The organism is Niveispirillum sp. KHB5.9 (genome assembly GCF_048066115.1).
Lineage (GTDB): Bacteria > Pseudomonadota > Alphaproteobacteria > Azospirillales > Azospirillaceae > Niveispirillum.
The window spans coordinates 1-24,169 of the sequence record NZ_JBLTYX010000024.1 but is presented as its reverse complement, the minus strand read 5'-3'; the positions used below and the strand labels follow the sequence as shown (position 1 = coordinate 24,169).

At 63.3% G+C, this 24,169-nt stretch carries 20 protein-coding genes; 12 read left to right on the top strand and 8 right to left on the bottom strand.

Features of this window, described 5'->3' with window-relative positions; translation table 11 throughout:
* Position 1: 1 nt before the first annotated feature.
* From ACM9HJ_RS26670 to ACM9HJ_RS26660, 3 genes are read right to left on the bottom strand one after another with little or no spacing between them, the layout of a single operon-like run.
* Positions 2-832, bottom strand: a complete 831-nt coding sequence (locus ACM9HJ_RS26670) for a carbon-nitrogen hydrolase family protein (protein ID WP_416574837.1) — start codon at positions 830-832, stop codon at positions 2-4.
* Positions 829-1,503, bottom strand: a complete 675-nt coding sequence (locus ACM9HJ_RS26665) for an RraA family protein (protein ID WP_416574836.1) — start codon at positions 1,501-1,503, stop codon at positions 829-831. Before ACM9HJ_RS26665 ends, ACM9HJ_RS26670 begins: the two co-directional genes overlap by 4 nt.
* 59 nt (positions 1,504-1,562) lie before the next feature.
* Entirely contained in the window at positions 1,563-3,755 is a 2,193-nt protein-coding gene (locus tag ACM9HJ_RS26660; protein WP_416574835.1) for a TonB-dependent receptor, read from the bottom strand.
* 133 nt (positions 3,756-3,888) lie between these two features.
* On the opposite strand from ACM9HJ_RS26660, the gene ACM9HJ_RS26655 reads away from it, so the two are divergent.
* Genes ACM9HJ_RS26655 through ACM9HJ_RS26645 form a run of 3 tightly spaced genes read left to right on the top strand, consistent with a single transcriptional unit; the run spans position 3,889 to position 6,753 of the window.
* Positions 3,889-4,830: a LysR family transcriptional regulator gene (locus tag ACM9HJ_RS26655; RefSeq protein ID WP_416574834.1), complete on the top strand. Its 942-nt coding sequence runs from the start codon at positions 3,889-3,891 to the stop codon at positions 4,828-4,830.
* 38 nt (positions 4,831-4,868) lie between these two features.
* On the top strand, positions 4,869-5,843 hold the full coding sequence (locus tag ACM9HJ_RS26650; protein WP_416574833.1) for a TauD/TfdA dioxygenase family protein: 975 nt from the start codon (positions 4,869-4,871) through the stop codon (positions 5,841-5,843).
* A 7-nt stretch (positions 5,844-5,850) separates the two neighbouring features.
* Positions 5,851-6,753 (top strand): LysR family transcriptional regulator, encoded by a 903-nt coding sequence (locus ACM9HJ_RS26645; RefSeq protein ID WP_416574832.1) that lies wholly within the window; start codon positions 5,851-5,853, stop codon positions 6,751-6,753.
* On the opposite strand, the gene ACM9HJ_RS26640 is transcribed toward ACM9HJ_RS26645, so the two are convergent.
* From ACM9HJ_RS26640 to ACM9HJ_RS26630, 3 genes are all read right to left on the bottom strand, one after another.
* Entirely contained in the window at positions 6,716-6,913 is a 198-nt protein-coding gene (locus ACM9HJ_RS26640; RefSeq protein ID WP_416574831.1) for a hypothetical protein, read from the bottom strand. The genes ACM9HJ_RS26645 and ACM9HJ_RS26640 overlap by 38 nt on opposite strands.
* 35 nt (positions 6,914-6,948) lie before the next feature.
* On the bottom strand, positions 6,949-7,269 hold the full coding sequence (locus ACM9HJ_RS26635; protein WP_416574830.1) for an ROK family protein: 321 nt from the start codon (positions 7,267-7,269) through the stop codon (positions 6,949-6,951).
* A gap of 381 nt (positions 7,270-7,650) precedes the next feature.
* Entirely contained in the window at positions 7,651-8,220 is a 570-nt protein-coding gene (locus ACM9HJ_RS26630) for a helix-turn-helix domain-containing protein (RefSeq protein ID WP_416574829.1), read from the bottom strand.
* A gap of 190 nt (positions 8,221-8,410) precedes the next feature.
* On the opposite strand from ACM9HJ_RS26630, the gene ACM9HJ_RS26625 reads away from it, so the two are divergent.
* The 5 genes from ACM9HJ_RS26625 (at position 8,411) to ACM9HJ_RS26605 (ending at position 17,095) form a co-directional block, all read left to right on the top strand.
* The gene (locus tag ACM9HJ_RS26625) at positions 8,411-10,447 is read left to right on the top strand and encodes a hydantoinase/oxoprolinase family protein (RefSeq protein WP_416574828.1); all 2,037 of its coding nucleotides are present in this window, start codon (positions 8,411-8,413) and stop codon (positions 10,445-10,447) included.
* A gap of 10 nt (positions 10,448-10,457) precedes the next feature.
* Positions 10,458-12,161 (top strand): hydantoinase B/oxoprolinase family protein, encoded by a 1,704-nt coding sequence (locus ACM9HJ_RS26620; protein WP_416574827.1) that lies wholly within the window; start codon positions 10,458-10,460, stop codon positions 12,159-12,161.
* Between the two features lie 244 nt (positions 12,162-12,405).
* Complete coding sequence (locus ACM9HJ_RS26615; RefSeq protein WP_416574826.1) at positions 12,406-14,688, top strand: TonB-dependent receptor; 2,283 nt, start codon at positions 12,406-12,408, stop codon at positions 14,686-14,688.
* A gap of 65 nt (positions 14,689-14,753) precedes the next feature.
* Positions 14,754-15,083: a cupin domain-containing protein gene (locus ACM9HJ_RS26610; protein WP_416574825.1), complete on the top strand. Its 330-nt coding sequence runs from the start codon at positions 14,754-14,756 to the stop codon at positions 15,081-15,083.
* Positions 15,080-17,095: an aminopeptidase P family protein gene (locus ACM9HJ_RS26605; RefSeq protein ID WP_416574824.1), complete on the top strand. Its 2,016-nt coding sequence runs from the start codon at positions 15,080-15,082 to the stop codon at positions 17,093-17,095. Before ACM9HJ_RS26610 ends, ACM9HJ_RS26605 begins: the two co-directional genes overlap by 4 nt.
* Positions 17,096-17,166: 71 nt before the next feature.
* Here the strand turns inward: ACM9HJ_RS26605 and ACM9HJ_RS26600 are convergent, their stop codons facing one another.
* Entirely contained in the window at positions 17,167-18,312 is a 1,146-nt protein-coding gene (locus tag ACM9HJ_RS26600) for an ROK family transcriptional regulator (protein ID WP_416574823.1), read from the bottom strand.
* A gap of 231 nt (positions 18,313-18,543) precedes the next feature.
* On the opposite strand from ACM9HJ_RS26600, the gene ACM9HJ_RS26595 reads away from it, so the two are divergent.
* The 4 genes from ACM9HJ_RS26595 to ACM9HJ_RS26580 all read left to right on the top strand — a co-directional run bounded on the left by ACM9HJ_RS26595 (position 18,544) and on the right by ACM9HJ_RS26580 (position 23,696).
* On the top strand, positions 18,544-20,793 hold the full coding sequence (locus ACM9HJ_RS26595; RefSeq protein ID WP_416574822.1) for a TonB-dependent receptor: 2,250 nt from the start codon (positions 18,544-18,546) through the stop codon (positions 20,791-20,793).
* 2 nt (positions 20,794-20,795) lie between these two features.
* Entirely contained in the window at positions 20,796-21,599 is an 804-nt protein-coding gene (locus ACM9HJ_RS26590; RefSeq protein ID WP_416574821.1) for a DUF1868 domain-containing protein, read from the top strand.
* 37 nt (positions 21,600-21,636) lie between these two features.
* Positions 21,637-22,908, top strand: a complete 1,272-nt coding sequence (locus ACM9HJ_RS26585; protein WP_416574820.1) for an MFS transporter — start codon at positions 21,637-21,639, stop codon at positions 22,906-22,908.
* A 77-nt stretch (positions 22,909-22,985) separates the two neighbouring features.
* Entirely contained in the window at positions 22,986-23,696 is a 711-nt protein-coding gene (locus ACM9HJ_RS26580) for an acid phosphatase (protein WP_416574819.1), read from the top strand.
* Positions 23,697-23,786: 90 nt separating this feature from the next.
* On the opposite strand, the gene ACM9HJ_RS26575 is transcribed toward ACM9HJ_RS26580, so the two are convergent.
* Positions 23,787-23,990 carry a hypothetical protein gene (locus ACM9HJ_RS26575; RefSeq protein WP_416574818.1) on the bottom strand — a complete coding sequence of 68 codons (204 nt, stop codon included), beginning with the start codon at positions 23,988-23,990 and terminating at the stop codon, positions 23,787-23,789.
* Positions 23,991-24,169: the final 179 nt, after the last annotated feature.

The window sequence follows — 24,169 nt, the reverse complement described above, 5'->3', positions numbered from 1 at the left end:
GCTAGAGGTCGCCAACCCTTGCGGCGCGGCTCACATCAAGCGGTATGCCCCGTCGCACCTGTTCCAGGACGTCCGGATCGAAACGATGGACAACATAACCGGAGCGGTCGGAGGCCCGCGCCACGACGTGCCCCCAGGGGTCCACGATCATCGAATGACCGTAGGTCCAGTGTTGGCGGCCCTCATACGCGACCATCCCGAAACTCGCGGAGGCCGCTAGGTAGGTCTGAGTCTCGATGGCCCGGGCACGGATCAACGGTTCCCAATGATCCTTGCCGGTTTGCAGGGTGAATGCGGCCGGCAAGGCGATGACCTGCGCGCCCTTTTCCACGAGCTTGCGATAGAGTTCCGGAAAACGGACATCATAGCAGATCGAGCATCCGATCGTGATCCCGTCGGCGACGTAGGTTACAACCTCGTCACCCGACGCAACCGTGTCGGATTCCTTGTAACTGGTGCCGTCCGGCGTCACGACATCGAAGAGATGGATCTTGCGATAGCGCGCCAACTCATGGCCCGCGCGATCGAAAACAACGCTCGTGTTGAATATGCGATCATTATTCGCGAGTTTCTCATAGAGGCTGCCGGCATGGACAAACACGCCGTGCTGGCGTGCGAACGAGGCGCACATCTGGTAGGCGGGTCCTTCGCCCAGATACTCGGCGGAGGCCTTGCGATCCGCGACGCTGCCCCCCGCCCATTGGAAATGTTCGGGCAGCAGCAGCCAATCCGCTCCCTCTTCCTCTACAGCGCGGGTCATCAGAGCTTTCGCGGTTTCGAGGTTGGTTGCGACATCACTGACGATATTCATCTGGATGACGGCCATTTTCATGACGGGTCGCCTCCGGCCAGGATCTTCGCAGCGACCCCGTTGATCTCCGGCAGGCAGCCGCCGGCTGCCACGGCGGCACGAATGCCTTCCACCCGCGCCTGGTGCGCGATGGCATTCTCCGCTTCCTCCGCCACATCCTGGGGCGGCAGGACCAGGATGCCGTCATCGTCGCAGAGCAATGCATCGCCGGGCATGACGACCGTGCCGCCGATGCTGACGGGAATGTTCAGGCGTCCCGCCGCTCCACAAGCACGGGAAGTTCGCGGGGAGACCCCGCGGCACCATACGGAAAAGCCGCTTTGCTCTATTTCACGAATGTCGGTGCAGGGGCCGTCGATGATGACACCCGCCGCACCGCGCTGCCGGGTGGCGAAATTGACCACGCCACCATAACAAGCGACCTCGGTATCACCCAGCCGGTCGATCACCAGAAGATCGCCCGGCCGCAGCAGGGACAAGGCATAATGTACGATGCTGTTGTCCTCGCTGGGGCAGGCCACGGTGATCGCCGTGCCCACGACCGTGCGTCCCGGCACCAGCCGCTTGATGCCCCGGTCGGGAAATCCCCACCGCCGCCAATGGCCGATGGTCGCAACCTCGGCCAGCGAGAGGCGCTCCAGCAGCCTGCCGTCGACCGGCGACGGCATTGGATTGATTTCAAAATTGCTCATGCTGCGTCCTGCCGTAGAAGGCCGGCGGCGACCAGTGAGTTGCCGCCGGCCCGATTGCCTTAATATTTGTAGGTCAATTGCAGGCCATAGGTCCGGGGTGCCCCGTACTGGCCCTGGTTCCCCGCGAAGGCCTGGCGCTTCAGGAGGAAATAGTCCTTGTTGGTGATATTGCGGCCGAACGCGAAGATGCCGATCGTGTTCTGACCCGACGACAACTCGCGTTCGTACCCGACGCGCCCATTGAAAAGCCAATAGCCTTCTTGGACATTCAGCGGATTATTCGCGGCGTCGAAATATGTCACGCCATTGTAGCTGGCATCGGCGTGCAACAGAGCCCGGCCGTCCCCGACCGGCGTGACATTGTCGATTGCCACCGATCCTGTATAACGCGGTGTCTGCTCGGTATAGTTGCCTGTATATGAGGCCCCGGCCGCAGTCGCATTCTCGAAGTCCCTGTACTTGGCATCCAGATAGCTGAACGATCCTGCCACCGACCAGCCCGCAGGGAGAACCAGTGACCCATCGATCTCGATGCCCCTGGTCCGCGACGATGCCGCGTTGCGGATGGTGATGAAGGGAAGCGTGCCCGGGCCCGCGTCGTTGAATTGCAGGACCTGGCGATTTGAATAGTCGAGTTGGAACAGGGCGACGTTCAGTCCCAGTTTCCGGTCGAAAAGCATTGTTTTCAGCCCGGCTTCATAGTTCGTAACGGATTCCGGCGCGAAACTCAGGCTGCTGGCGCTGAGACCGGCGCTGCCCAGGGTGTCGGTGTTGAAGCCGCCGGACTTGAAGCCGCGCGAGACGGTGGCATAGGCCGATGCCTGGGGGCTGAGTTTCAGCTTGACGCTGCCGGTCCAGGAGGTCCCGTCATCCTTGCGGTCAAGATCGGGAAAATTATAGGTCAGCGCGGCGGAATTCGAGCGGACCTGGCGGAAATGGCCGTCCTTCTTCTCGCTGTTCTGCCGCACGCCCGCGTTCAGCGTCAGGAACGAGGTGACGTCGAAATCGCCATTCAGATAGGCCGCATAGGTTTCGGTCTTGATGCCAGCATCAAGCGTTGTGGTGAAGGTGCCCGAATTGAGGAAGCGGAACGAACTGCCATCCGTGTTGGCGGCATAAACACCGCCAACGAACCGGAGCTTCCAGTCGGCGGGGGAGACGAGCCGCAGTTCCTGCGTGAAGAACTTCGCATCGTCGGTGTAGGGGCCGGACGCGGAGAGGAGTTGCGGCGACACGTCGCCATCGCTGGCCACGTCGGTCTTCACGACGCGGTAGGATGAGATCGACTTGATCGCGAAGCCCTCATCGAGCGCATAATCCACGGTCGCATTGACCCCGGTCATGTCCCGGTCGTCCTTGTTGGGCGACGTTGCCGTGATCGTATAGCGATCCCGCGGGACGTTCGTTGCGGCGTATCCGACATAGGGCGCGACGATCTGGGTCAGCACCTCCGCCCGACGATCCCGGGTCTTGTCGGCGGTGACATAGATCTCCAGGCGGTCGGTCGGGACCCATTGGGCCTGAAGACGACCGCCGATGCGGTTCTGTCCCTGCACCCAGGAACCGGTCATGCTGTTATAGATGTAGCCACGCGAGTTCCACGAACTGACGGTGCCCCCCACAAAGAGGGTGTCGGAAAGCGGCCCGGAGGCTGCAACGGTCGTGCGGACGGTCTCGAAATTGGCGTAGCTGACATCGGCACTGACCGCGACGTCGTCCGAGGGGCGCTTTGTCGTGATATTGATCACGCCGCCGATGGTGTTGGTACCGAACAGCGTTCCCTGTGGGCCGCGCAGCACCTCGACCTGGGCGATTTGTGCCAAGTCCATATTGTATGCGTTGGAGCGGCCGCTGCTGACACCATCGACGGCAATGGTGACGCCGCTTTCCAGGCCGATATTCCGGGCGTCGCCGCCCACGCCGCGGATCGACACATAGGTCTGCAAATTGCCGCGTTCCTGATAATAAAGGCCAGGTACCGTGTTTTGCAGGTCTTGCAATCCCTTCACATTGGCCTTTTCCAGCTTGTCCGCGCTGAACACCGAGATCGCGATCGGCACATCCAGCACGCTCTCGTTCCGCTTGCGCGCCGTAACGACGATTTCCTCCAGTTCGATCACATCTTGGCTGTCGGCCTGACCCTTTCCAGCCGTCTGCGCGGTGGCTGGTACCGTCATCAGGGCGGTACTTCCCACCGCGATGAGCAGGGCTTCCCGCATCCTGCCGAAACGTGAATTCCAATCCGCGACCATCTTCAGCCCCCTGTTTTCGTGACTTTTCAATGACGGTCTCGCAGTGAATCATCTCATATTCAAGAATGAAATATTTAAAGATTTTATAAGAAAATCATATACTCATCCATGAGCCAAATATGGGGTCATGGTCATGAACATCAGCTTCCTGGAGACGTTCTACTGGCTTGCGACGCTGAGGAGTTTCTCGGAGGCGGCCAAGCGGCTCCGCGTCAGCCAGCCGGTGGTTTCGATGCGGATGGCCACCTTGCAGCGTGACCTGGGTGCCGAGCTTTATCGTGGTAGCGGCAAGACGTTTGAGTTGACTAATGCCGGGCGGCGGGTGTTCGCCAAATGCGAAGCCATCGTCGTGCTTTCGAAGGAACTAGAGGACGAGGCCCGGCAGGCGGCATCTGCGGCGACGACAGGCTATGTCGGGGTGACGGACGTTATCGCCATGTCATGGCTACCTGAATTTCTTAACAATCTCAGCATCGATTCCTCCTTGAACATCGGAATCCGGACGGGGCCGCTCAGCGATCTGATGGCGGCGCTACAGAATGGCGATATCGACGTGGCGCTTGTACTGGAGCCGGTGAGCGATCCCATGCTCGTCAGTGATCATATCTGCGATTTCACCGTCAAATGGATGGGATCGCCCGACCTTCTGTCGCCCGGCGCAGTGAAGGACATTCTGGACCTGACCAGGCTTCCAATCATCCGCTCGCCACGCAACAGCTATCGTTATGAGAAGATGCTGGAATATTTCCGTTGGCATGATGTGACGGGGGCGGACGCGTTCCAGCCGCGATGGATCGATGTCGGTCTGAGCATGGCGACCTGCGCGCATCTGGCCAGCCGGGGTGTCGGCGTGACGGCGCTGCCCGTGGCGGTCGCGACGACCCTGGTCAGCCAAGGGCGGCTATCGATCTACGATATCCCGCAGGAGTTCCTGCCTTGGCAGATCGCCGCCGTTCGCAAGCGGAACGCCAACCCCAATGTTGTCGACCCTGTCATTGACAATGCACGGCGCGCGGCGCGGGCCTTCGAGCAAGCCGGCGACAACGGCCTCTACTTCCGGGCCCTGCGCCTATAAATAGGCAGTACTTATCAATCCTATTGATTGATAATTTATTGCCGCGCAAAATCCATGGCACGGTCCATCACCATCAGGGAGCCACTTTCAAGGAAATCATCATGATCATGCCTGCTATTGCATCGATCCCCCGCCGGGCCGACACCTCGCTGGAAATCGTACCGTTGGGCAACGGCTTCGGGGCCGACATCCTGGGCTTCGACTTCGAGCGGTTTGATGACGGTCAGGTCGCCCAGTTGCGCGCGGCGTGGCTGGATCACGGTGTCGTCCGCTTCCGCGGCTATCGTCTTTCGGACGAACAGCAGGTTCGCCTGACCGGAATGCTGGGCGAGTTTGTGAAGCATCCCCGCCAACTGAAGGGCGAGGAGGGCGCACATCCGGACCATGAGGAGATTCTCGTGATCGGCAATGCCAAGGTCGATGGCAAGGTCGCGGGAACCATGGGCAACAGCGAGGCGCAATGGCATACGGACACTTGGTTTTATGAGCGGCCGCCGGCCGCGGCATTGCTCCACGCCATCGAACTCCCGCCGGAGGGCGGCGACACCTATTTCGCCGACATGTACGGCATCTATGACCGGCTGCCATCGGCGCTGCGCGAGATTCTGGAGGGGCGCCTGATCCAATCCACCACGATATTCGATGGCGCCGGCCGCATTCGCGCGGGTCAGAAGGCGCCGGAAACCACCGATATCCGCCTGTGGGCCCATATGCGGCATCCGATCGTCCGGACCCACGCGGAGTCCGGCCGCAATTGCCTCTATGTCGGAATCGAAAGCGAGAGTAGTTGGATCGTTGGCCTGCCGCTTGACGAGAGCGCTGCCGTGCTGTCGGAGATCTTCGACCATGTTCGCCAACCCGCTAACCAGTTCAAGCAGGTCTGGGAGGATGGCGATATGATCATGTGGGACAATCGCTGCACCATGCATCGCCGCGACGGGTGGGATGGCAGGTATACCAGGGTCATGCATCGCACGACGACCCTGGGCGAGCGTCCCTTCTACCGATACTGAGCCTGCAATGGTGAACCGTTCGACCGAGGTGAGGCATCTGCACGCATTGTGCGTATTGGCGCAGGAGCTTCACTTCGGGCGGGCGGCGCAGCGCCTCAACATGACCCAGCCGGCGCTCAGCCAGTTGATCCGCGACCTGGAAGGCAAGCTCGGCTTCCGTCTGGTCGAACGCACGACACGCAGGGTCTTGCTGACAGGCCCCGGACGGTCGTTTCTGGCGGAGGCCGAGGCGATCCTGCTCCACCTCGATCGCGCCATCGAGACGTCTCGGGCCGAAGCGGGACAGGCCGCCAACAGTATCCGAATAGGCGCCATACTGCCGACCTCCTTTGAATTTCTACCATCCGTCCTGGCCAGCTTCCGCCGTCGCTATCCGAAGGCCGAGATCCATATCGAGAGCAGGGAAAGTCCGCAACTTGTCACCGCCGTCGAGACAGGTGCCCTGCATGTAGCACTTCTGAGGCCGCCGAAGAATGCGGGGACATTGAGCGTCGAGACATTGCGGCGAGAACCGTTCGTTGCGGCGATGCGAACGGATCACCCGCTCGCTCGTACTGAACTGCTGCATCTCGATGATCTGAAGAAGGAATGCATCATCCGCATCGCCCGCGGTGATTTGCGCGATGCATTCGATGAGATCGATCAACAGCTCGAAGGTGCAGGATTGGACCTCAACCAGAGCCGGTCCGCCGATACAACGCTGACGGCGCTTGCTCTCGTATGCGCAGGCGACGGCATCTCCTTGGTGCCAGCCTGGGCCGCCACCCTGCCATGGAAGGACGTATGCTTCCGGCGGGTTGAAGACCTCAGTGCTTGCATTGATCTCGCGGTCGCATGGGAAGCGACGAACCTCCCGCCAATCGCACAACATTTCATCGATGTCGCCCGGCGGACCGCTTTATTGAGCTGATAACGGTGTCCTGCATGGTGCCGCGGTATCCTCCCGCCAGGACAACAGCGTCGAGGTTCAGGATGGCGGTGACGTTGGAGGCAATGATCGACGGGCTGTCGCGGACACGGGCGACCCAGTCATCAATGGCGGGCCATGCCGGATCGAACCCGTCGATCAACTGATCCACCGTATCGAAGCTCTGCCCGTGGCGTGCTACAAGCTGGCGCAGCAGCTCCAGATTGGGGTGGGGTAAATATTGGCCGGCAGATCACCCGCGAATCCCCCCGCATTGCCATGCCGGCCGCGCCAGACCTCCCCATCCAGCACTACGCCGACGCCGGACGCGATATAGAGATAGGCGAAGCTGTGGGCCCAACGGCCGATGCCGACCAGGCTTTCACCCAGGACCGCGACATTGCCATCATTGTCGGTGAATATGGGCAGGCTGAACCTTTCCTGGAACAGGCCGATAACATCAATATTCGACCATTCCTCCAGGCTGTGCGATGTGTTGAAGCCAACCCCCTCGCCCACGAAGGAACCAGGAACGCCGCCACCGGCGGAGGCGCGCTTGACGGACAGTGACAGAAAACCCCGACGGCATTCACCCGGATGATGCCGGTGAAATCCACCAGAGTGACAGCCATGGCGTCAGTCATAATCGACATGCAGAAGGAGTAGGCGAATTCCGGCGCAAGCTCTAGCTAAGCGCTGGGATAGCCCCGCCGCCCCGACTGCACCTTGCCGCCGGTGCCACCTAGGCCTTCATCGATCAGTCCCCTATGATGCGTGAGATCGTGAGGTCCGTCATCTCCTCTATCAGGGCCTGTGTCGCGGGGGCGTCCCAAAAGGCAGATTAAGAATTCGATGTTCGCTTTGGGGTCTGGAGGCGATCGGGAAGCAGATTTGATCCGCTTACCGGAAGATCGACGGCGTCCCGACATAAAGCAGGAACACATCCTCATCGGATTCGTTGCGGGCGCTGTGGGGGACGCGGGAATCGAAATGCATGCTGTCGCCGGGGCCCAGCACGGCGGACTGGCCCCCCACCTCCGCGACCAGCGTGCCGCGCACGACGTAAAGGAAATCCTCCCCCTCCCGCTGGTCGGTAGGGAACTGGTGTCCCGACGGCACACGCATCAGGATGGCATCCAGTTGCCGGCCTTCCAGGGCGGAGCCGAGATCGAAATAATCGACGGGTGAGTCCACCTGGATCGGCACCGGCTGGGCGGCGTAATGGAACACCTCCTGCGCCTGCGGCACCTCCACGAAATACTGGATTTCCACGTCCAGGGCCTTGGCCAGCTTCATCAGCGACACGATGGACGGCGTGGTCTGGTTGCGTTCGGCCTGTGAGATGAAGGGCGCCGACATGCCCGACTTCTTGGCCAGATCCATCAATGTCATGCCCAGTTCCTTGCGCCGGGCCTTCAGGCGGGCGCCGATGGGCAATGTGCGTTCACCCTGGCCAGCTTCGAAAATCATGTCCTTGCCTCCCACGCACCGAAAGTCCGTCGAAGCGCCGGCCTGCAGGCCGATGCTTCTTGTCCCGGATTTCAGTCTATAAAAAATTTGCACTACATCAAAAATTTTGACATCATCATTGTAGCAAAGCGGCGCCGGTTGTGAAAGCTCTCACGAAACGGCGCCAGGGAGAGCTCCGTAGGGGGATAAAATGCGGGTAGCGACAGATGTTGGTGGAACATTCACCGACCTTGTTGTCTTCAGTGACGCCGGTGTCAGGCAGGTCAAGGTTGATACGACACCACCGAATTTTGATAAGGGCGTTATCAACGCTATCATCAAAGCCGACCTCGATCCGGCCGAATTCGACTTTTTTGCGCACGGATCGACGGTGGTCATCAATGCGCTTCTGTCCCGGCGGGGCGTCAGGACGGGTCTGGTGACCACCCGGGGTTTCCGCGACGTGCTGGAGATCGCGCGCGGCAACCGGCCGGACCTGTTCAACCTGGCTTTCCGCAAGGCTTCCAGCTTCGTTCCCCGGCATCTGCGCTTCGAGGTGACCGAACGGCTGGACAGCCAGGGCCATGTGCGCGTGCCGGTGGACCTGTCGGAGGTCGCCGGCATCGTCCAGGGCCTGCGCGAGGCGGAGGTGGAATCCGTCGCCGTCTGCTTCCTGCACGCCTATCTCAACCCCGAGCATGAACGCCGGGTGGCGGATGAAATCCGGCGTCTGTGGCCGCAGGTCGATGTCGTGACGTCGGAGAGCATCTGCCGCGAATGGCGGGAATATGAACGGACCAGCACGACGGTGCTGTCGGCCTATATCCAGCCCATCGCGCGCTCCTATCTCCAGCGACTGGACGAGAGGCTGGCCGAACTGAAGCTGGGCAGCCCGCTTTATGTCATGCAGTCGAACGGTGGCGTCGGTACCCTGCGCGGCACCATCGGCAACCCGATCACCATGGTGGAATCCGGTCCGGCCAGCGGCATGCTGGGCGCGATGGCGCTGGGCAACCAGATCGGCGAACCGAATCTGGTGGCGCTGGATATCGGTGGCACCACCGCGAAATGCGCCCTGATCCATGAGGGCAAGGTCCGCATCACCACCGAATACCGCATCGAATGGGACCGGGCCAATCCCGGCCATCCCATCCGGACCCCCGTGATCGAACTGGTGGAGATCGGTAATGGCGGCGGCTCCATCGCCTGGATCGATCAGGGCGGTCGGCTGCATGTCGGCCCGCAGTCGGCCGGCGCCTCGCCCGGTCCCGCCTCCTACGGCAATGGCGGGACGGATGTCACCACCACGGATGCCAATCTGGTGCTGGGCCGCATCAGCCCCGACTTGTTCCTGGGCGGGGAAAAGCGCCCGGACATGGAGGCCGTGAACAAGGCGTTTGAAAAGCTGGTGGCGCGGCTGGGCGGGACGGTCCGCGACGTCGCGCGCGGTATCGTGCGCATCGCCAATGCCAACATGCTGAACGCGCTGAAGCTGGTGTCGCTCAGCAAGGGCCACGACCCGCGCGATTTCGCCCTGATCGCCTTTGGTGGCGGCGGGGCCATGCATGCGGTGGCGCTGGGCGAGGAACTGATGGCGAAGAAGGTCATCATCCCCGTCCATTCGTCGGTCTTCTCCGCCTGGGGCATGCTGATGACCGACCTGCGCCGCGACTTCCTGCAGACAAGGCCCGCCAACCTGTCCCAGACGGCGCCTGAAGTCATCCAGCAGGCCTTCGCGGAACTGGAGGCCGAAGGGCTGGAGCGCGCCCGCGACGAGGGCATGCACGCCGACACGCTGCGCATGGAGCGTTATGCCGACCTGCGCTATCGCGGCCAGGAACATACGGTGAAGGTGAAAGTGACCGGAAACCTGACCAGCCCCGCCGATCTGGCCGCGCTGATCGAGGGTTTCCACAAGGCGCACGCGCAGGAATATTCCTTCCGCCTGCCCAATGATGTCGAGATCGTCAATTACCATGTCGTCGCCATCTCGGAGATCGACAAGCAGCCCCTGCCGCGTCTGGCCCGGACCGGGCGTGATCTCGCGGCGGCGCGCAAGGCCCCGCGCGAGGTGGATTTCGACGCGGCGGGCATTCACCGGGCCGATGTCTATGACTGGTCGCTGCTGGAACCGGGCATGAGCTTCACCGGCCCGGCCATCGTGGAGGACAAGAGCACGTCCCTGGTCGTCACGCCCGGCAGGCAGGTCCGGATGGACGATTTCGGCAATATCCATATCGAGCTGTGAGGACGAACAGATGACGACGCAAGAACGCCTGGACCCCTACACGCTCGAAATCATCAAGAACGCGCTGACGGCCATCGGCGACGAGATGTTCAATGTGCTGCAGCGCGTCAGCATGAGCCCGATCATCTATGAGGCGCTGGATTATTCGGTGGGCATCACCGATCGCCATGGCGACCTGATCGCCCAGGGCAACGGCACCACCGTATTTCTGGGCATGATCGACAGTCTGGTCCGCGACATCCTGAAGAAATTCCCTGGCCCGGACGGCATCCGGCCCGGCGATGTCTTCCTCAGCAACGACCCGTACGAGGGGGGCGGCACCCACCTGTCCGACGTGGCCCTGGCCAAGCCGGTCTTCGCCGATGGCGAGCTAATCGCCTTCACGGTCAACAAGGCGCACTGGGTCGATGTTGGTGGCAAGGCCCCCGGCAGCTTCACCACCGACGCCCGCGAGATCTATCAGGAGGGGCTGCAGCTGCCCACGGTGAAGGTCATCGCCGGCGGACAGCCGAACCAGGCCGTGCTGGACATTCTGCGCGCCAATATCCGGCTGCCCGAGGATTCGATGGGCGATTTCTGGGCCGGTGTCGCCGCCAACAATGTCGGGGAACAGCGGCTGCTGGCGCTGTGCGCCAAATATGGCCGGGTACAGGTACAGCAGGCGATGCGCGAACTGCTGGATTATGGCGAGCGGATGACCCTGGCCGAGTTCGGCCGCCTGCCCAAGGGCGAGTTCTTTGCCGAGGACTGGATCGACGATGACGGCATCCGGACGGAGCCGCTGCGCGTCTGTGTGAAGCTGACCATCACCGATGACAGTTTCACGGCGGATTTCAGCGGCAGCGCGCCGCAGGCCTTCGGCCCCATCAACAATTCCCGTACCGGTCTGGTTTCCGCCGTGCGCACCATCTTCAAGGCGCTGACCAATCCCCAGATCCCCGCCAATGGCGGCTGTTTTCGCGCGCTGAACGTGGTCTGCCCGGACGAGACGATCTTCACCGCCAGGCGGCCCGCGCCGGTCTCCACCTATTGGGAGACGATGCTCTATGCGGAGGATCTGATCTGGAAGGCCCTGGCCGAACATGTGCCGGACCGGCTGCCGGCCGGGCATCTTCTGTCGGTCTGCGCCATCATCCTTTCGGGCACCCACCCCGTCACCGGCGATCCCACCATCCTGGTGACGCCGCTGGTCGGCGGCTGGGGCGCCCTGCAGGACCGTGACGGGCAGAACGGCCAGTTCTCTGTCGCTGACGGCGAGACCTACAATATCCCGGTGGAGATCATCGAGGCCCGTTACGGTGTGCATGTTGAGCAATATGCCCTGCATGATGAGGAGGGCGGCGAAGGCCGTCATCGTGGCGGCAAGGGCGTGGTCTTCGATGTCCGCATCGAGGGCGACAGCGCCGAATTCACCGGCAGTTTCGGCCGCAACCGCTTCCCCCCCTGGGGGGCCGCCGGCGGGCGGGCGGGATCGCGAAACTATATCCGCTTGCTGCACGGCGGGCGCTCGGATGGCACGCCGGAAACCTATGGGAAGGCCACGCAGTTGCGCCTGGAGAAGGGCGATGTCGTGCGCATGGTGACGGCGACGGGTGGCGGCTGGGGCCCGGCGGCGGAACGGGACGAGGCATTGCTGCAACAGGATCTGCGCGACGGCTATATCACGCCCGAACAGTATCGCCGGCATTACCGCCCCGGTAATGGTCAGGTCTGATCGCGCAGGTCTCTGCGGGTTCAAAGGCCGGCATCTGTATGGCGGGACAGGCCATGCGGGTGCCGGCCCTTTGCCGTTGCCGACCCCCGTGCTTTCCAGGCTCCGGCGGCCGCTTTGCCGGGTGCAAATTAAGCGCGACGGATCGAATTTTTTCTGTTGTCAAAAATTTTGATGTATGGGACTTTTGTGGGGAGGGAGAGCCATCCCACAATCAGAAAAAATCAAATCCCATATGGAGGCTTCAATGCGCGTCCTTTCGCCGGCCGTGTCGGCCCTGGCGCTTGTCTCGGGTATGGCGTTGACGATGCCGGCCGTGGCCCAGGATCTCGCCCTTGAGGAGATCGTGGTGACGGCCCGGAAAATCTCCGAGCGGCTCCAGGATGTTCCCGTCGCGGTGACCGTGTTCACCGATCAGCAGATCCAGGAGGCCGGGATCACCCGACCGGCGGATTTCATCGCACTCACGCCGAACGTGTCGATCACGCAGTCACAGGATGTCGGCACCACCTCCATCTCCGTGCGCGGCATCGGGCAGTTGCGCAATGGCGAGGCGCCGATGGCCATCGTGGTCGATGGCGTGCTGCAATCCAGCCCCTTGCAGTTCAATCAGGAATTGCTGGACATCACGCAGATCGAGGTGCTGAAAGGCCCGCAGGGTGCGCTTTATGGCCGTAATGCCATCGCCGGCGCCATCAACATCACGACCCGCCTGCCGGGGGATGAGTTGAAGGGCCATGCCCAGGTCGGCATCGCCAACGGCAATACGGGCAAGGTTTCCGCCGCGGTCGGCGGTGCGCTGATCGAGGATGTGCTGCTGGCCAAGATCGCGGCCTCCGGCACCTGGTCGCGGGGGCTGATCAAAAACAGCTTCCTCGACAAATATGTCGATGACCAGGACGAGCAGACGGTCAGCGGCCGCCTGATCTACAAGGCGTCGGAAGCGCTAACCGTGGATCTGCGCGGCTTTTATGCCGATACGCAGGCTGGTTCGTCCTATTTCGTGCGCCCGACGACGCGCCGCGACGTGGACCGTACGGTGTTGAACGCCGACTATATCGCCAACCATGTCCTGGCCCCCATTTCCAACAATGCGGGCTGGACTGATCGCAAACTCTCCGACGCGGCGCTGAAGATCGATTATGAGGCGGCATACGGTACCTTCACCGCCATCAGTTCGCTGAGCAAGGTCGACCATCTGGTCACCTTCGACGGCTATGATTACGCGCCCAACACCTATTGCATCGATATTCGCACCGGCGGCCCCGGCAGCAGCATGGACCGGCCGTTCGATTGTGCCGCCCCGCAGCTTCATTTCGCAGGCGCGCCACTGGCGGCCTTCAACACCACCTATCAGGATTACGATATCCGCAATTTCAGCCAGGAAGTCCGCTTCACCAGCGACCAGAGCGGCGATTTCAAATATATCGTCGGTGCCTATTTCCTGAGCCGCCATCGCGACCTGATCACCGCGACGCAGGAGGACCGGGGCATCGGTATCATCCCGCGCCTGGATTTCGACCCGGCCACGCCGAACCAGACCCGCACCTATTTCGCGGAGAACAACCGCGACAAGGCCTATGCGGCGTTCGGGCAGTTGAACTACGACGTCACGGAGCAGGTGGAGCTGTCGGCCGCCCTGCGGTATGACCTGGACGAACGCCACCAGTCCGACCCGCGCCCCAACCCCTACCGTGTTGACGGCTATGGTTTCCCGATCCTGGCCGCGGCCAGCCGCAAAGCTGATTTTGATAGCTGGCAGCCGAAACTGTCGCTGACCTGGCGGCCCAGTGCCGATTACACCTTCTATGGCAGTTATTCCCACGGCTTCCGCAGCGGCGGCTTCAATGCGCCGGGGACGGAGGTGTCTCCCTTCACGGGTGAACCCATCGCCCAGTCCGTCTATGGCAAGGAGACGTCCGTTTCCTATGAGACGGGGTTCAAGGGACGGCTGTTCGACGGCAAGGCCCATGTCAATGCCTCGCTGTTCTACACCGATGTCGACGACCTTCAGGCCTTCAATTTCAGCGGGGCGGTCAATGCGCAGATCGTCACCCCCATCAACCGGGTGGAGATCAAGGGCGCGGAACTGGAACTGGCCACGCGGCTGATGAAGGGGCTGAACCTGATGGGCGGGGTCGGCTTCACCGATGCGAAGATCAAGCGCTTCGACGCCAATCCGGTGGCGGAGGGCAACCAGGTGCCCATGAACATCAAGGTTTCCTACCAGTTGGCCCTGCAGCACCATGTACCGCTGACCGACCGGGTGGAACTGGCGACGCGGCTGGAATGGGAACATCGCGGACGCAAATATATGCATGAGGGCGGCGATCCCGTCGGCATCCCCGTGCGCGATCCGCTCGACCTGCTGAACCTGCGGACCTCGCTGACGCTGGACGATGTCTGGACGCTCACCTTCTGGGGCCGGAACCTCGCCAACAAGAAATATTACGAGGAGGTCGTGGTCCCCGACTACGCCTTCCAGGGCCGGCCGCGCACCTTTGGCATGGATTTGCGCGTGGAATTCTAACGACAGGGCGGATCGGGTCCCGCCCTTCGCGCAAGGGTGGGCCCGGCGCCGGCAGGGAATGCACCATGGATGTTTTCAAGTTCCATTACCCCGATGACGGGCCGTTGAAGAGCATCGTGAAACTCGAAGGGCCGAACGGCGTGACCTTCGAACTGGGCAGCGGATTCCTGCCCAAGGGCACCCGCATGCCAGCCCTGGGGGAAAGCGCCCATCCACGGCATGAGGTGACGATCATCCTGGACGGCATGCTGGAAACACGGTCGGGTGGCCGGACCTGTGTGCTGCGCGCTGGCGACGTCGTCTCCATCCCGGCCGGTCAGAGCCAGGCCAGTCAGGTTCTGGACGATACCCATCTGGTCTGGTGTTTCATCACGACGGAAGAGACCGCCAATTGACCATCCTTTCTTACCAGGGTGACGCCACCCTGGCCGATCTGCTGCACGCCGACGGGATCGACCGGTCCGTCGTCGCCATCCGTGACCTGATCGCCGGCGTCAATGCCGCACCCGATGGGGAACTGCCCGACGCCTGGCTGGACCTTGTTTCGGCCCGCCGGTCGGATGCGACGTCGGAACAGTTGACGGCCCTGCGCGCAACCATCGGCCGCCCCGCCGATCCGGCCAGGGGCGACCACGCCGCCCGGCTGGCGAACTTGCGCGCCGAATTGAAGTGCCGGGGCCTTGACGGGTTCGTGGTGCCGCGCGCCGATGAATATCAGGGCGAATATGTTCCCCTGCGCGGCAGCCGCCTGGCCTGGATCAGCGGGTTCACCGGGTCCGCCGGTGCCGTCGTCGTGCTGTTGGACAAGGCCGCCATCTTCATCGATGGCCGCTATACGATCCAGGCCCGCCAGGAAGTGTCCGGCGCCCTGTTCTCCTATCATCACCTGATCGAGGAATTCCACGGCGACTGGGCGGCGTTGAACCTGCCGGCGGGCGCCAAGCTGGGCTTCGATCCCCGGATGCATACGGCCGCCTGGGCGGACAAGATGCGCGCCAGCCTGTCGCCCGCCGGGGTGGAACTGGTGGCGACCAATGGCAGCCCCGTTGACGCCGTCTGGACCGACCAGCCGCCCGCCCCGCTGGGCGTGGTCAATATCCAGCCGCTATCCGCTGCCGGCCGTTCGGCATCCGACAAGCGCGCAGATATTGGCGACGCCCTGGCCCGGCTGAAGGCCGATGTCGCCGTGCTGACCCAGCCGGACAGCATCGCCTGGCTGCTGAATGTGCGCGGGGCCGACGTGCCCTGCACGCCGCTGCCCCTGTCATTCGCCACCATCCGCGCCGACGGCAATGTCGACTGGTTCGTGGACCGCCGCAAGCTGGCGCCGGGGCTGGAGGAGCATCTGGGCAACCAGGTTTCCATCCGCAGCCCGGACGAACTGGCCGGCGCGCTGGACCGGTTGGGGGTGGACGGTGCCAAGGTGCGGCTGGATGGCGGCACCGCGGCCCTGTGGGTCGTGGAGCGGCTGGCCAGCGCCGGGGCGAGGCTGGACCAGGGCGGCGATCCCTGCGTCCTGCCCAAGGCCGTGAAGAACCAGACCGAGATCGAGGGCGCCAGGGCCGCCCATCGCCGCGACGGCGCCGCCCTGGTCCGCTTCCTGTGCTGGTTCGATGCCGAGGCACCGAAGGGCGAGATGGACGAACTGACCGTCGTTGAGAAACTGCACAAGGCCCGCCAGGGGGCCGCCGATTTCCGGGGTCCCAGCTTCGAGACGATCAGCGGGGCCGGCCCCAATGGCGCCATCGTGCATTACCGCGCGACCCCGGCCACCAACCGCCGCATCGAGAATAACAGCGTCTTCCTGCTGGACAGCGGCGGGCAGTATCTGGACGGCACCACCGACATCACCCGCACCCTGGCGGTCGGTGATGTCGGGCCGCAGGCGCGCCGCCACTTCACGCTGGTCCTGAAGGGCCATATCGCGTTGAACCGCGCCCGCTTCCCCGCCGGCACCGCCGGCAGCCAGCTCGACACCCTGGCGCGCCAGTTCCTGTGGCAGCAGGGCCTGGATTACGACCATGGCACCGGACATGGCATCGGTTCCTACCTGTCGGTGCATGAGGGGCCGCAGAAATTCACAAAGGAGCCCAGCCTCACTGCCTTGCAGCCGGGCATGATCCTGTCGAATGAGCCCGGCTATTACGCGCCCGGCTCCCATGGCATACGCATCGAGAACCTGGAGCTGGTGGTGTCGGTGAATATTGCCGGTGCCGAGCAGCCCATGCTGGGTTTTGAGACCCTGTCACTGTGTCCCATCGACCACCGTATGATCGATCCCAACCTGTTGACGGGCGAGGAGCAGGATTGGCTGAACGCATATCACGCGCGGGTGCGGTCGGAACTGACACCCCTGCTCGGCGGGGAGGATTCGGCGTGGTTGGAGCGGGCGACAGCCGAGCTTTGAAAGGAGACCAAGATCTTGGCCGTGCTGGCATAGTTGCGTTGCGAAGCCGTGCAGCGGGGCTGGCAGCGGCTTTACATCTGCGCTTTGAAGAAGCGCTGCTTCAGCGGCAGCATGGCGGCGCCGATGGCGGCGGCATTGCCCGGCGCCTCGGCCGGGACAATCTGGGCTGTCGGCCGCTTTTGTGAGCGGCGCTTCTGATCGTAAAGCTCGATGGCGGGGATCACGCGTTCGGCCAGTGGGCGCGGTATCCTTCCGCCCAGGACAACGGCGTCCAGGTCCAGGATGGCGGTAGCGTTGGAGGCGATGATCGACAGGCTGTCGCGGACGCGCGCGATCCAGTCATCGATGGCGGGCCATGTCGGGTCGAACCCGTCGATCAACTGATCCACCGTGTCGAAGCTCCGCCCCTGGCGCGCCACAAGCTGGCGCAGCAATTCCAGATTGGGGAAGGGGTAGATATTGGCCGGCAGACCGCCCGCGAATTCCCCCGCATTGCCATGTCGGCCGCGCCAGACTTCCCCGTCCAGGACCACGCCGCCGCCGACACCGGACGCGATATAGAGATAGGCGAAGCTCCGGGCCCAGCGGCCGACGCCGACCAGGCTTTCCCCCATGGCCGCGACATTGCCGTCATTGTCGGCGAAGGCGGACAGGCCGAACCGCTCCTGAAACAGGCCGGCAATGTCGATATTCGCCCATTCCTCCAGGCTGTGCGGCGTGTTGAAGCCCGATCCCTCGCCCACGAAGGAACCGGGAACGCCGATACCGATCCCGGCCAGCGGGCGGCCGCCGGTCAGGGGCAGCAGCCCCGCCATGGCGCCGGCCAGCCAGTCGATGGCGCGCCCGACGGACAGCGACAGGAAACCCTGCCGGCATTCGCCCCGGATCGTGCCTGTGAAATCCACCAGGGTGACGGCCATCGCGTCGGTCATGATCGACACGCCGAAGGAAAAGGCGAATTCCGGCACCAGTTCCAGCGCGGCGCTGGGATAGCCCCGCCGTCCCGACTGCACCTTGTCGCCGGTACGAACCAGGCCGTCATCGACCAATCCACCTATGATGCGTGAGATGGACTGCTGGGTGAGGTCCGTCGTCTCGGCGATCCGGGCCTGTGTTGCGGGTCCGCCCCGGAAAAGCAGATCGAGAATCCGGTGTTCGCTCTGGGTCAAGGGGCGATCGGCAAGCAGCGGAAGATCGATGTTTTTCAATGTTTGCATGGGTATTTCCACATTGTCTGCACCCTTTGCCGGTCCTTGCCCAGGGATGCGGCTCCGGTCAGGGACCTAAAATAGCGCTTGCCAGTTCGTCATAAAAGATACATACAACGAGTGTAATTAATTCGACAGACGGCCGACAGGGCTCATCAATGCACAAGCCGCAAGTTCAATTTGTGGCATTGGCGCGTGATGGGTTCCGGACCATGCTGATCAGAGGGGGAGGGAGTACCAATGCCCGTCATCAAGAATTCGCGTCGCGCCATGCTGGCTGGTGCCGCAATCGCTTTCCTGGCGCCGGTCGCCGCTTTCGCGCAGACGGCACCCGAGGCGGAAGGTTTCACGCTGGAGGAAATTATCGTCACCGCCACCCGCCGGGCGGAATCACTGCAAACCGTGCCGGTAGCGGTGAGTGTGGTGGATGGCGACTATGTCCAGCGCAACAACCTGAACAATATCCGCGACATCGCCAACATCGTCCCCACCTTGAACTTCCGCACGGCGGCGTCGAACAAGGATCAGGCACTGTTCATCCGCGGCCTGGGCACCGTGTCCACCTCGCCGGGGGTGGAGCCGACCATTTCCACCGTCATTGACGGTGTCGTGCTGGCCCGCCAGGGACAGGCCACGCTGGACCTGCTGGATATTGAGCGGATCGAGGTGCTGCGGGGTCCGCAGGGAACGCTGTTTGGCAAGAACGCCTCGGGCGGCGTCGTTAATATTGTGGGGCGGGCTCCGACGGAGGATTTCAAGGCCTATGTCGATGCCGGCTGGTTCGGTGGCGGGAATGAGCGCCGGCTGCGGGCCGGCGTTTCCGGTGCCCTGTCGCCCGACAAGGCACGGGCATCGCTGACGGCGCTGTGGGGCCGGTATGACGGCAATGTCACCAATGTCTTCAATGGGCGCACGGTCAACGGCTATGAGCGGGCGGGTGCACGGGCCAAGCTGGAACTGCTGCCGACCGACGATCTGCGGGTGATGCTGATCGCCGATTTCATGCATGCCACGGCGACCCCGCCGCAGGGCGTGGTCACGCGCACCTTCCTGACCGCCTACCCGACCAACAATGTCACCAACTTCCCGGCTTTCGCCGCCGCCTTAGGGCCGGTCGTGGCCAGTGCCGATAATCGGGAGATCAACAGCAACTATGACACGCGCGTCCGCGACGATAATGGCGGCCTGTCCGCCCAGATCGACTGGCGCATCGGCGACCATGACCTGACCGCGATCAGCGCCTGGCGGCGGTGGGAGAATACCCAGTTCCAGGACCAGGACCGGCTGCCGCGTGCCCTGGCCGGCCTGCCGCAGCAGCATGACCGCGGCGACCTGCGTTTCGATCAATATTCCCAGGAAATCCGGCTGGCCTCGCCCAAGGGCAATCTGGTCGATTACATCGTCGGCCTCTATTACATGCGGGCGGAGAATGAGGAACGGTATCGCCGTGACACTACTGTCGTGTCGGCGGCTGGCAGCACGGTCCATACCGGCATCGCCGATTATGGCGTGACCAACGACAATTACTCCGTCTTTGGTGAGGCGACGGTGAACATGGCGGACGATCTCCGGGCCATTGCCGGCTTCCGGCTGGTCAAGGATGATCTGCGCTATGATTTCAAGCGCGTCTCCACCTCGCCTGTGCCGGTGCCTGGCATCCAGGTCGGCTTCACCAGCAGCGGCTCCACCACGCCCACCGATTATGCCAACCGCCTGGGCCTGCAATATGACCTGTCCGACACGGCCATGACCTATGCCACCTGGTCGCGTGGTTACAAGGGACCCGCCTACAACATCGCGTTCAGCATGCTGCCCCAGGATACCGGGGCGCTGAAGGGGGAGACGTCGAACGCCTATGAGGCCGGGCTGAAATCGCGGTTCCTGGACGGGCGCCTGCAGGTCAATCTCGCGGCCTTCCTCAGCCGTTTCAAGGATTATCAGGTCAACTTCTTCGACACTTACAATGGCTCGCCTGTCACCAGGCTGATCAATGCCGGCCGCGTCTCAACCCGCGGTATCGAGGCGGATTTGTCGGCACGGCCCATCGCGAACCTGACCCTGGCCGCCGTCGCCGCCCGGATCGAGGCGCGGATCGACCAGTTCACCTGCCCCGCCGGTACGGCGGCCTCCTGTCAGGTGAATGGCCGGCCTTTGCCCTTCTCTCCGGACTGGAAGACGGACCTGCGCGCGAATTACACAATCCCGCTGGATGGCGGCTGGACCGTGGATCTGGCCACGAACTATAGCTGGCAGTCGAAGGTGCAATATTCCATCAACCAGACCCCGGACACGGTCCAGCCGGCCTTCGGCCTGTGGAATGCCAGCATCGGCTTTGAAAGCGGCGAGGGGCTTCGTGTGACCCTGCTGGCCCGCAACATCGCCGACACGCATTATTCCACGCAGTTGAACACGTTCGGCAGCGGCGTGGTGCGCTTCGTGCCGCGTGACGACCGCCGCTATTTCGGCGCCAATATCCGTCAGGAATTCTGAGCATGGGTGAGAGACAGGACATCATGCTGGGGCGCCGGCAACTCATGGCCCTGGGGACGGCTGCCGGTGCTGGCGTGCTGTTGCCATCCATGGCGCGGGCGAGTGAGGGCAGGGGACGGCCCACGACGGAGGTGGGGCGCAAGTTTCAGGCCGATGGCCGGGTCAGCCCCTTCCATGGCAACACCATCGTCTGCCATATCCCGCAGCAGGGCGAGAATGCGGCCTGCTTCAACGCCCTGCTGGACATCTATCGCGTCCTGCCGGCCCAGCCTTTTGCCGCCAGCATTACGGCCCTGCCGCCATCCAGCTATCACATGACCTTGTTCGACGGGGCCAATGAGACGGCACGGACGGCGGGCCTGTGGCCGCCCGGCTTGCCGCTGGACAGTCCCATCGAGGATTGCCACCGCGAGGTTGGGCGGCGCCTGGAGGGCTTTGCGTTGGACACGCAATTGCCCATCCGCATGCGGGTCGATCTGGAAGGGACGGGCATCGCCGGCAATGCCCTGACCATTCCGCTGCTGCCCGTCGACGATGCCGAGAATACTAGGCTGCGGCGCCTACGTGACCGGCTGTCGGCGGCGACCGGCATCCGGTCGCCCCGGCACGAGGAATACCGATTCCATATTTCGCTGGCCTATATCCTGTGGGAATTGTCCGCGATACAGGCCCAGTCCGTGCGGCAGGCCATGGGTGAATGGATGGCGATGGTGGCGAAGGCCGCTCCGATCATCCTGCTCGACGCGCCGGAATTCTGCACCTTCAAGGATATGTTCGCTTTCAACCGTATCCGCTACCTGACATAGGGTTCGTTCAGTGACGGTTCCGGGGGAGGCGACGGTAATGCAGGCACCGGCGGGAATCCGGCTTCCTTCCTTCAGGGTTTATGCGCTGGCGCATCTGGGGAAGAGCCTGCTATGGACCCTGGCCGATGTCCTGACCATCCTGGTACTGATCCGCCATGCCGGCATGAGCCCGGTTGTGGCCGGGGCGGTCTTCCTGGCCGGGCTGGTCTGGAATGCCGTGGCCGATCCGCTGGTCGGCGGCTGGATGGACCGGCGGTTGCGGCGGGGAGCGTCGCTGGTGCCGGCCATGGCAGTGGCCGCACCGGGGGCATGCCTGTTCTTCCTGGCGGGGCTGCTGGTTCCACCCGGCACGTCCTGGCCGCTGGTCGTCGCGGCGGGGGTGCTGTTCCGGACCTGCTTCTCCCTTTATGACGTCCCCCACAACGCCATGATGACGCGGCTGGCCGAAACCCCGCGGACGCAGGCGGAACTGGCGGGTTTGCGCACCATCGCGCATGGGCTCGCCTCTGTGGCGGCGGGACTGGCGGCGGCACCCTTTGCTGATGCCACCACGTCCTGGTTGCTGACCCAACTGGTCCTGAGCCTGACGGCACTGGTGGCGCTGATCTGCATGGTGCCGTGCCTGGGTCTGGTGCGGGTGGTGGAAAAACTGCCGGCGACATCCGCCCCGGCCGCTGCCGGGCCAGCCATGCCGGGCGCGCCCGGCCTTGCCAGCCTTTGTCTGGTCACGGTCATCGGCGCGGTCGGCCTGGGTCTGATGGGTAAGGCGGTGCCGCATCTGCAATGGACAGCCACAGGCTTGGATACGCTGGCCATGCCGTTGCTGATGGTCGGACGGTTCGTGGCCGCCTGGTGTGCCCGACCGCTGCTCGATCGGCTGGGCACGACGCGGGCATTGGCATTCTCCTATCTGCTGGCCGCACCGGCCTGTCTCGGTCTGCCCGTGCTGGTTGGTGGCGGCGGTGCGTGGCCCTTGGGGTTGATCCTTCTGGGCGTCTGCCTGACGGTGCCGACGATTCTGTCCTGGGTGGAACTGGCGCAGGTGGTGCGCGCGTCACCTGAGGGATGGTGGCGCGCCCACGCCATGGTCGGCCTGTTCACCATGGTGTCGAAACTGGCGGCCGGGATCGGGGGCCTGCTGCTGGGGTTCAGCCTGGATGTCCAGGTTCCGGGTTCCGGGCCACAGGGCACCATGACACCGGATCAGCTTACTCTGGTCTGTCTTCTGGTTGCTGGAGGCACCCTGGTTGCCGCCGGCATGCTATGGCGGGTCGCCCGCCACGGTCCTTCAGCAAAGGAGTTCCCATGAAGCGATATCGTCCCGCGCTTGCGGCCTTTCTCGCCTGTCTCGCTCTCGCACCCGGTCTGCGGGTCCAGGCGGAGACAATGCCGTCACCCTCCTATCTGGCGCAGGACGCCATCGATCTGCTGGCCATCCTGCCGCCCGCACCCCGCAGCGGGGATGCGCGGTACGAAGCGGATCGCGCCATCTTCCGCGCCACGCGGGTGCTGGCCGACACCCCGCGCTGGCAATGGGCGAAGAACGATGTCAGCGAGGCGCCGGCCGACATGCTGCGCAATTATGCCTGCGCCGCCGGGATCGAGCTGACGCCCGCACTGGTGCCGGTGACAACCCGGCTGCTGGTAACGGCGGCCCGGGACACGGCCCGGCCCAACAACGTCGCCAAGCAGCATTTCCAGCGGCAACGGCCTTTCCTCATCGACCAGGGCCCCATCTGCCAGCCGGCACCGGAAGTGACCAACAGTTTCGATTACCCGTCGGGACATACGACGCTGGGCTGGACCTGGGCGATGCTGCTGGCCGAATTGCTGCCCGACCGGGCGACCGCCATCCTGGCGCGCGGCCGCGCCTATGGTGAGAGCCGGGTCGTCTGCGGCGTCCATAATGCCAGTGCTGTGGAGGCGGGCCGCCTGTCGGCCACCCTGTCATTGACCCGGATGCGAAACTCATCAGCCTTCCAGACGGACTTGGCGGCGGCGCGTGCCGAACTGGCGACACTGCGGAACTCGCCAGCACCGGCGTCGGAACGATGCCGCGCGGAGGCAGAGGCCTTGTCGGTGTCGCCATTGCAATGATGATATGGAGAAAGGGCTTCTCCACAAAAGGGATTGCCGCCTTGTTCTAGTCGATTTCTGGCATCTAACTGCTATCTGCTCTTGATTTTACTACACCACCGCCTGGAGCAGCGAGTTCAGTTGGATGCGTGCCCCCGCATCCACTGACGTTATAACAACCCGTCCGAAGCAATTCGGGCGGGTTGTTGCGTTCAGGATCTCAGCCAGCTTGCCGTGAAGCTCCGCCTGTACCTCGCCGCGCCGCGCGCCAGGCTCGATCACCACCTTGTCGATCAGGGAGCGGATCGCCTCCATTGAACTGGCTCCCGTTTGGGCCGGACAGTCAGGCATAGCCTGGGAGGCTTGGGGATATCCCTGAGTATATGCTTATGCCTGAGATCGAGATCATCACGGATGGCGTCCGCCGTCGCCGTTGGACGGCGTCGGAGATGACGATGTGACCAGCAACAAGGTTGTCCGGCAGCTTGAGGAGC

Excerpts from the sequence above, each read along its gene's own strand:
- ACM9HJ_RS26585 (WP_416574820.1), top strand. The coding sequence starts at position 21,637 with ATGCAGGCACCGGCGGGAATCCGGCTTCCTTCCTTCAGGGTTTATGCG.
- ACM9HJ_RS26660 (WP_416574835.1), bottom strand. The coding sequence starts at position 3,755 with ATGGTCGCGGATTGGAATTCACGTTTCGGCAGGATGCGGGAAGCCCTG.
- ACM9HJ_RS26665 (WP_416574836.1), bottom strand. The coding sequence starts at position 1,503 with ATGAGCAATTTTGAAATCAATCCAATGCCGTCGCCGGTCGACGGCAGG.
- ACM9HJ_RS26590 (WP_416574821.1), top strand. The coding sequence starts at position 20,796 with ATGGGTGAGAGACAGGACATCATGCTGGGGCGCCGGCAACTCATGGCC.
- ACM9HJ_RS26575 (WP_416574818.1), bottom strand. The coding sequence starts at position 23,990 with ATGGAGGCGATCCGCTCCCTGATCGACAAGGTGGTGATCGAGCCTGGC.
- ACM9HJ_RS26580 (WP_416574819.1), top strand. The coding sequence starts at position 22,986 with ATGCCGTCACCCTCCTATCTGGCGCAGGACGCCATCGATCTGCTGGCC.
- ACM9HJ_RS26655 (WP_416574834.1), top strand. The coding sequence starts at position 3,889 with ATGAACATCAGCTTCCTGGAGACGTTCTACTGGCTTGCGACGCTGAGG.
- ACM9HJ_RS26645 (WP_416574832.1), top strand. The coding sequence starts at position 5,851 with ATGGTGAACCGTTCGACCGAGGTGAGGCATCTGCACGCATTGTGCGTA.
- ACM9HJ_RS26670 (WP_416574837.1), bottom strand. The coding sequence starts at position 832 with ATGAAAATGGCCGTCATCCAGATGAATATCGTCAGTGATGTCGCAACC.
- ACM9HJ_RS26625 (WP_416574828.1), top strand. The coding sequence starts at position 8,411 with ATGCGGGTAGCGACAGATGTTGGTGGAACATTCACCGACCTTGTTGTC.
- ACM9HJ_RS26595 (WP_416574822.1), top strand. The coding sequence starts at position 18,544 with ATGCCCGTCATCAAGAATTCGCGTCGCGCCATGCTGGCTGGTGCCGCA.
- ACM9HJ_RS26610 (WP_416574825.1), top strand. The coding sequence starts at position 14,754 with ATGGATGTTTTCAAGTTCCATTACCCCGATGACGGGCCGTTGAAGAGC.
- ACM9HJ_RS26630 (WP_416574829.1), bottom strand. The coding sequence starts at position 8,220 with ATGATTTTCGAAGCTGGCCAGGGTGAACGCACATTGCCCATCGGCGCC.
- ACM9HJ_RS26600 (WP_416574823.1), bottom strand. The coding sequence starts at position 18,312 with ATGCAAACATTGAAAAACATCGATCTTCCGCTGCTTGCCGATCGCCCC.
- ACM9HJ_RS26620 (WP_416574827.1), top strand. The coding sequence starts at position 10,458 with ATGACGACGCAAGAACGCCTGGACCCCTACACGCTCGAAATCATCAAG.
- ACM9HJ_RS26615 (WP_416574826.1), top strand. The coding sequence starts at position 12,406 with ATGCGCGTCCTTTCGCCGGCCGTGTCGGCCCTGGCGCTTGTCTCGGGT.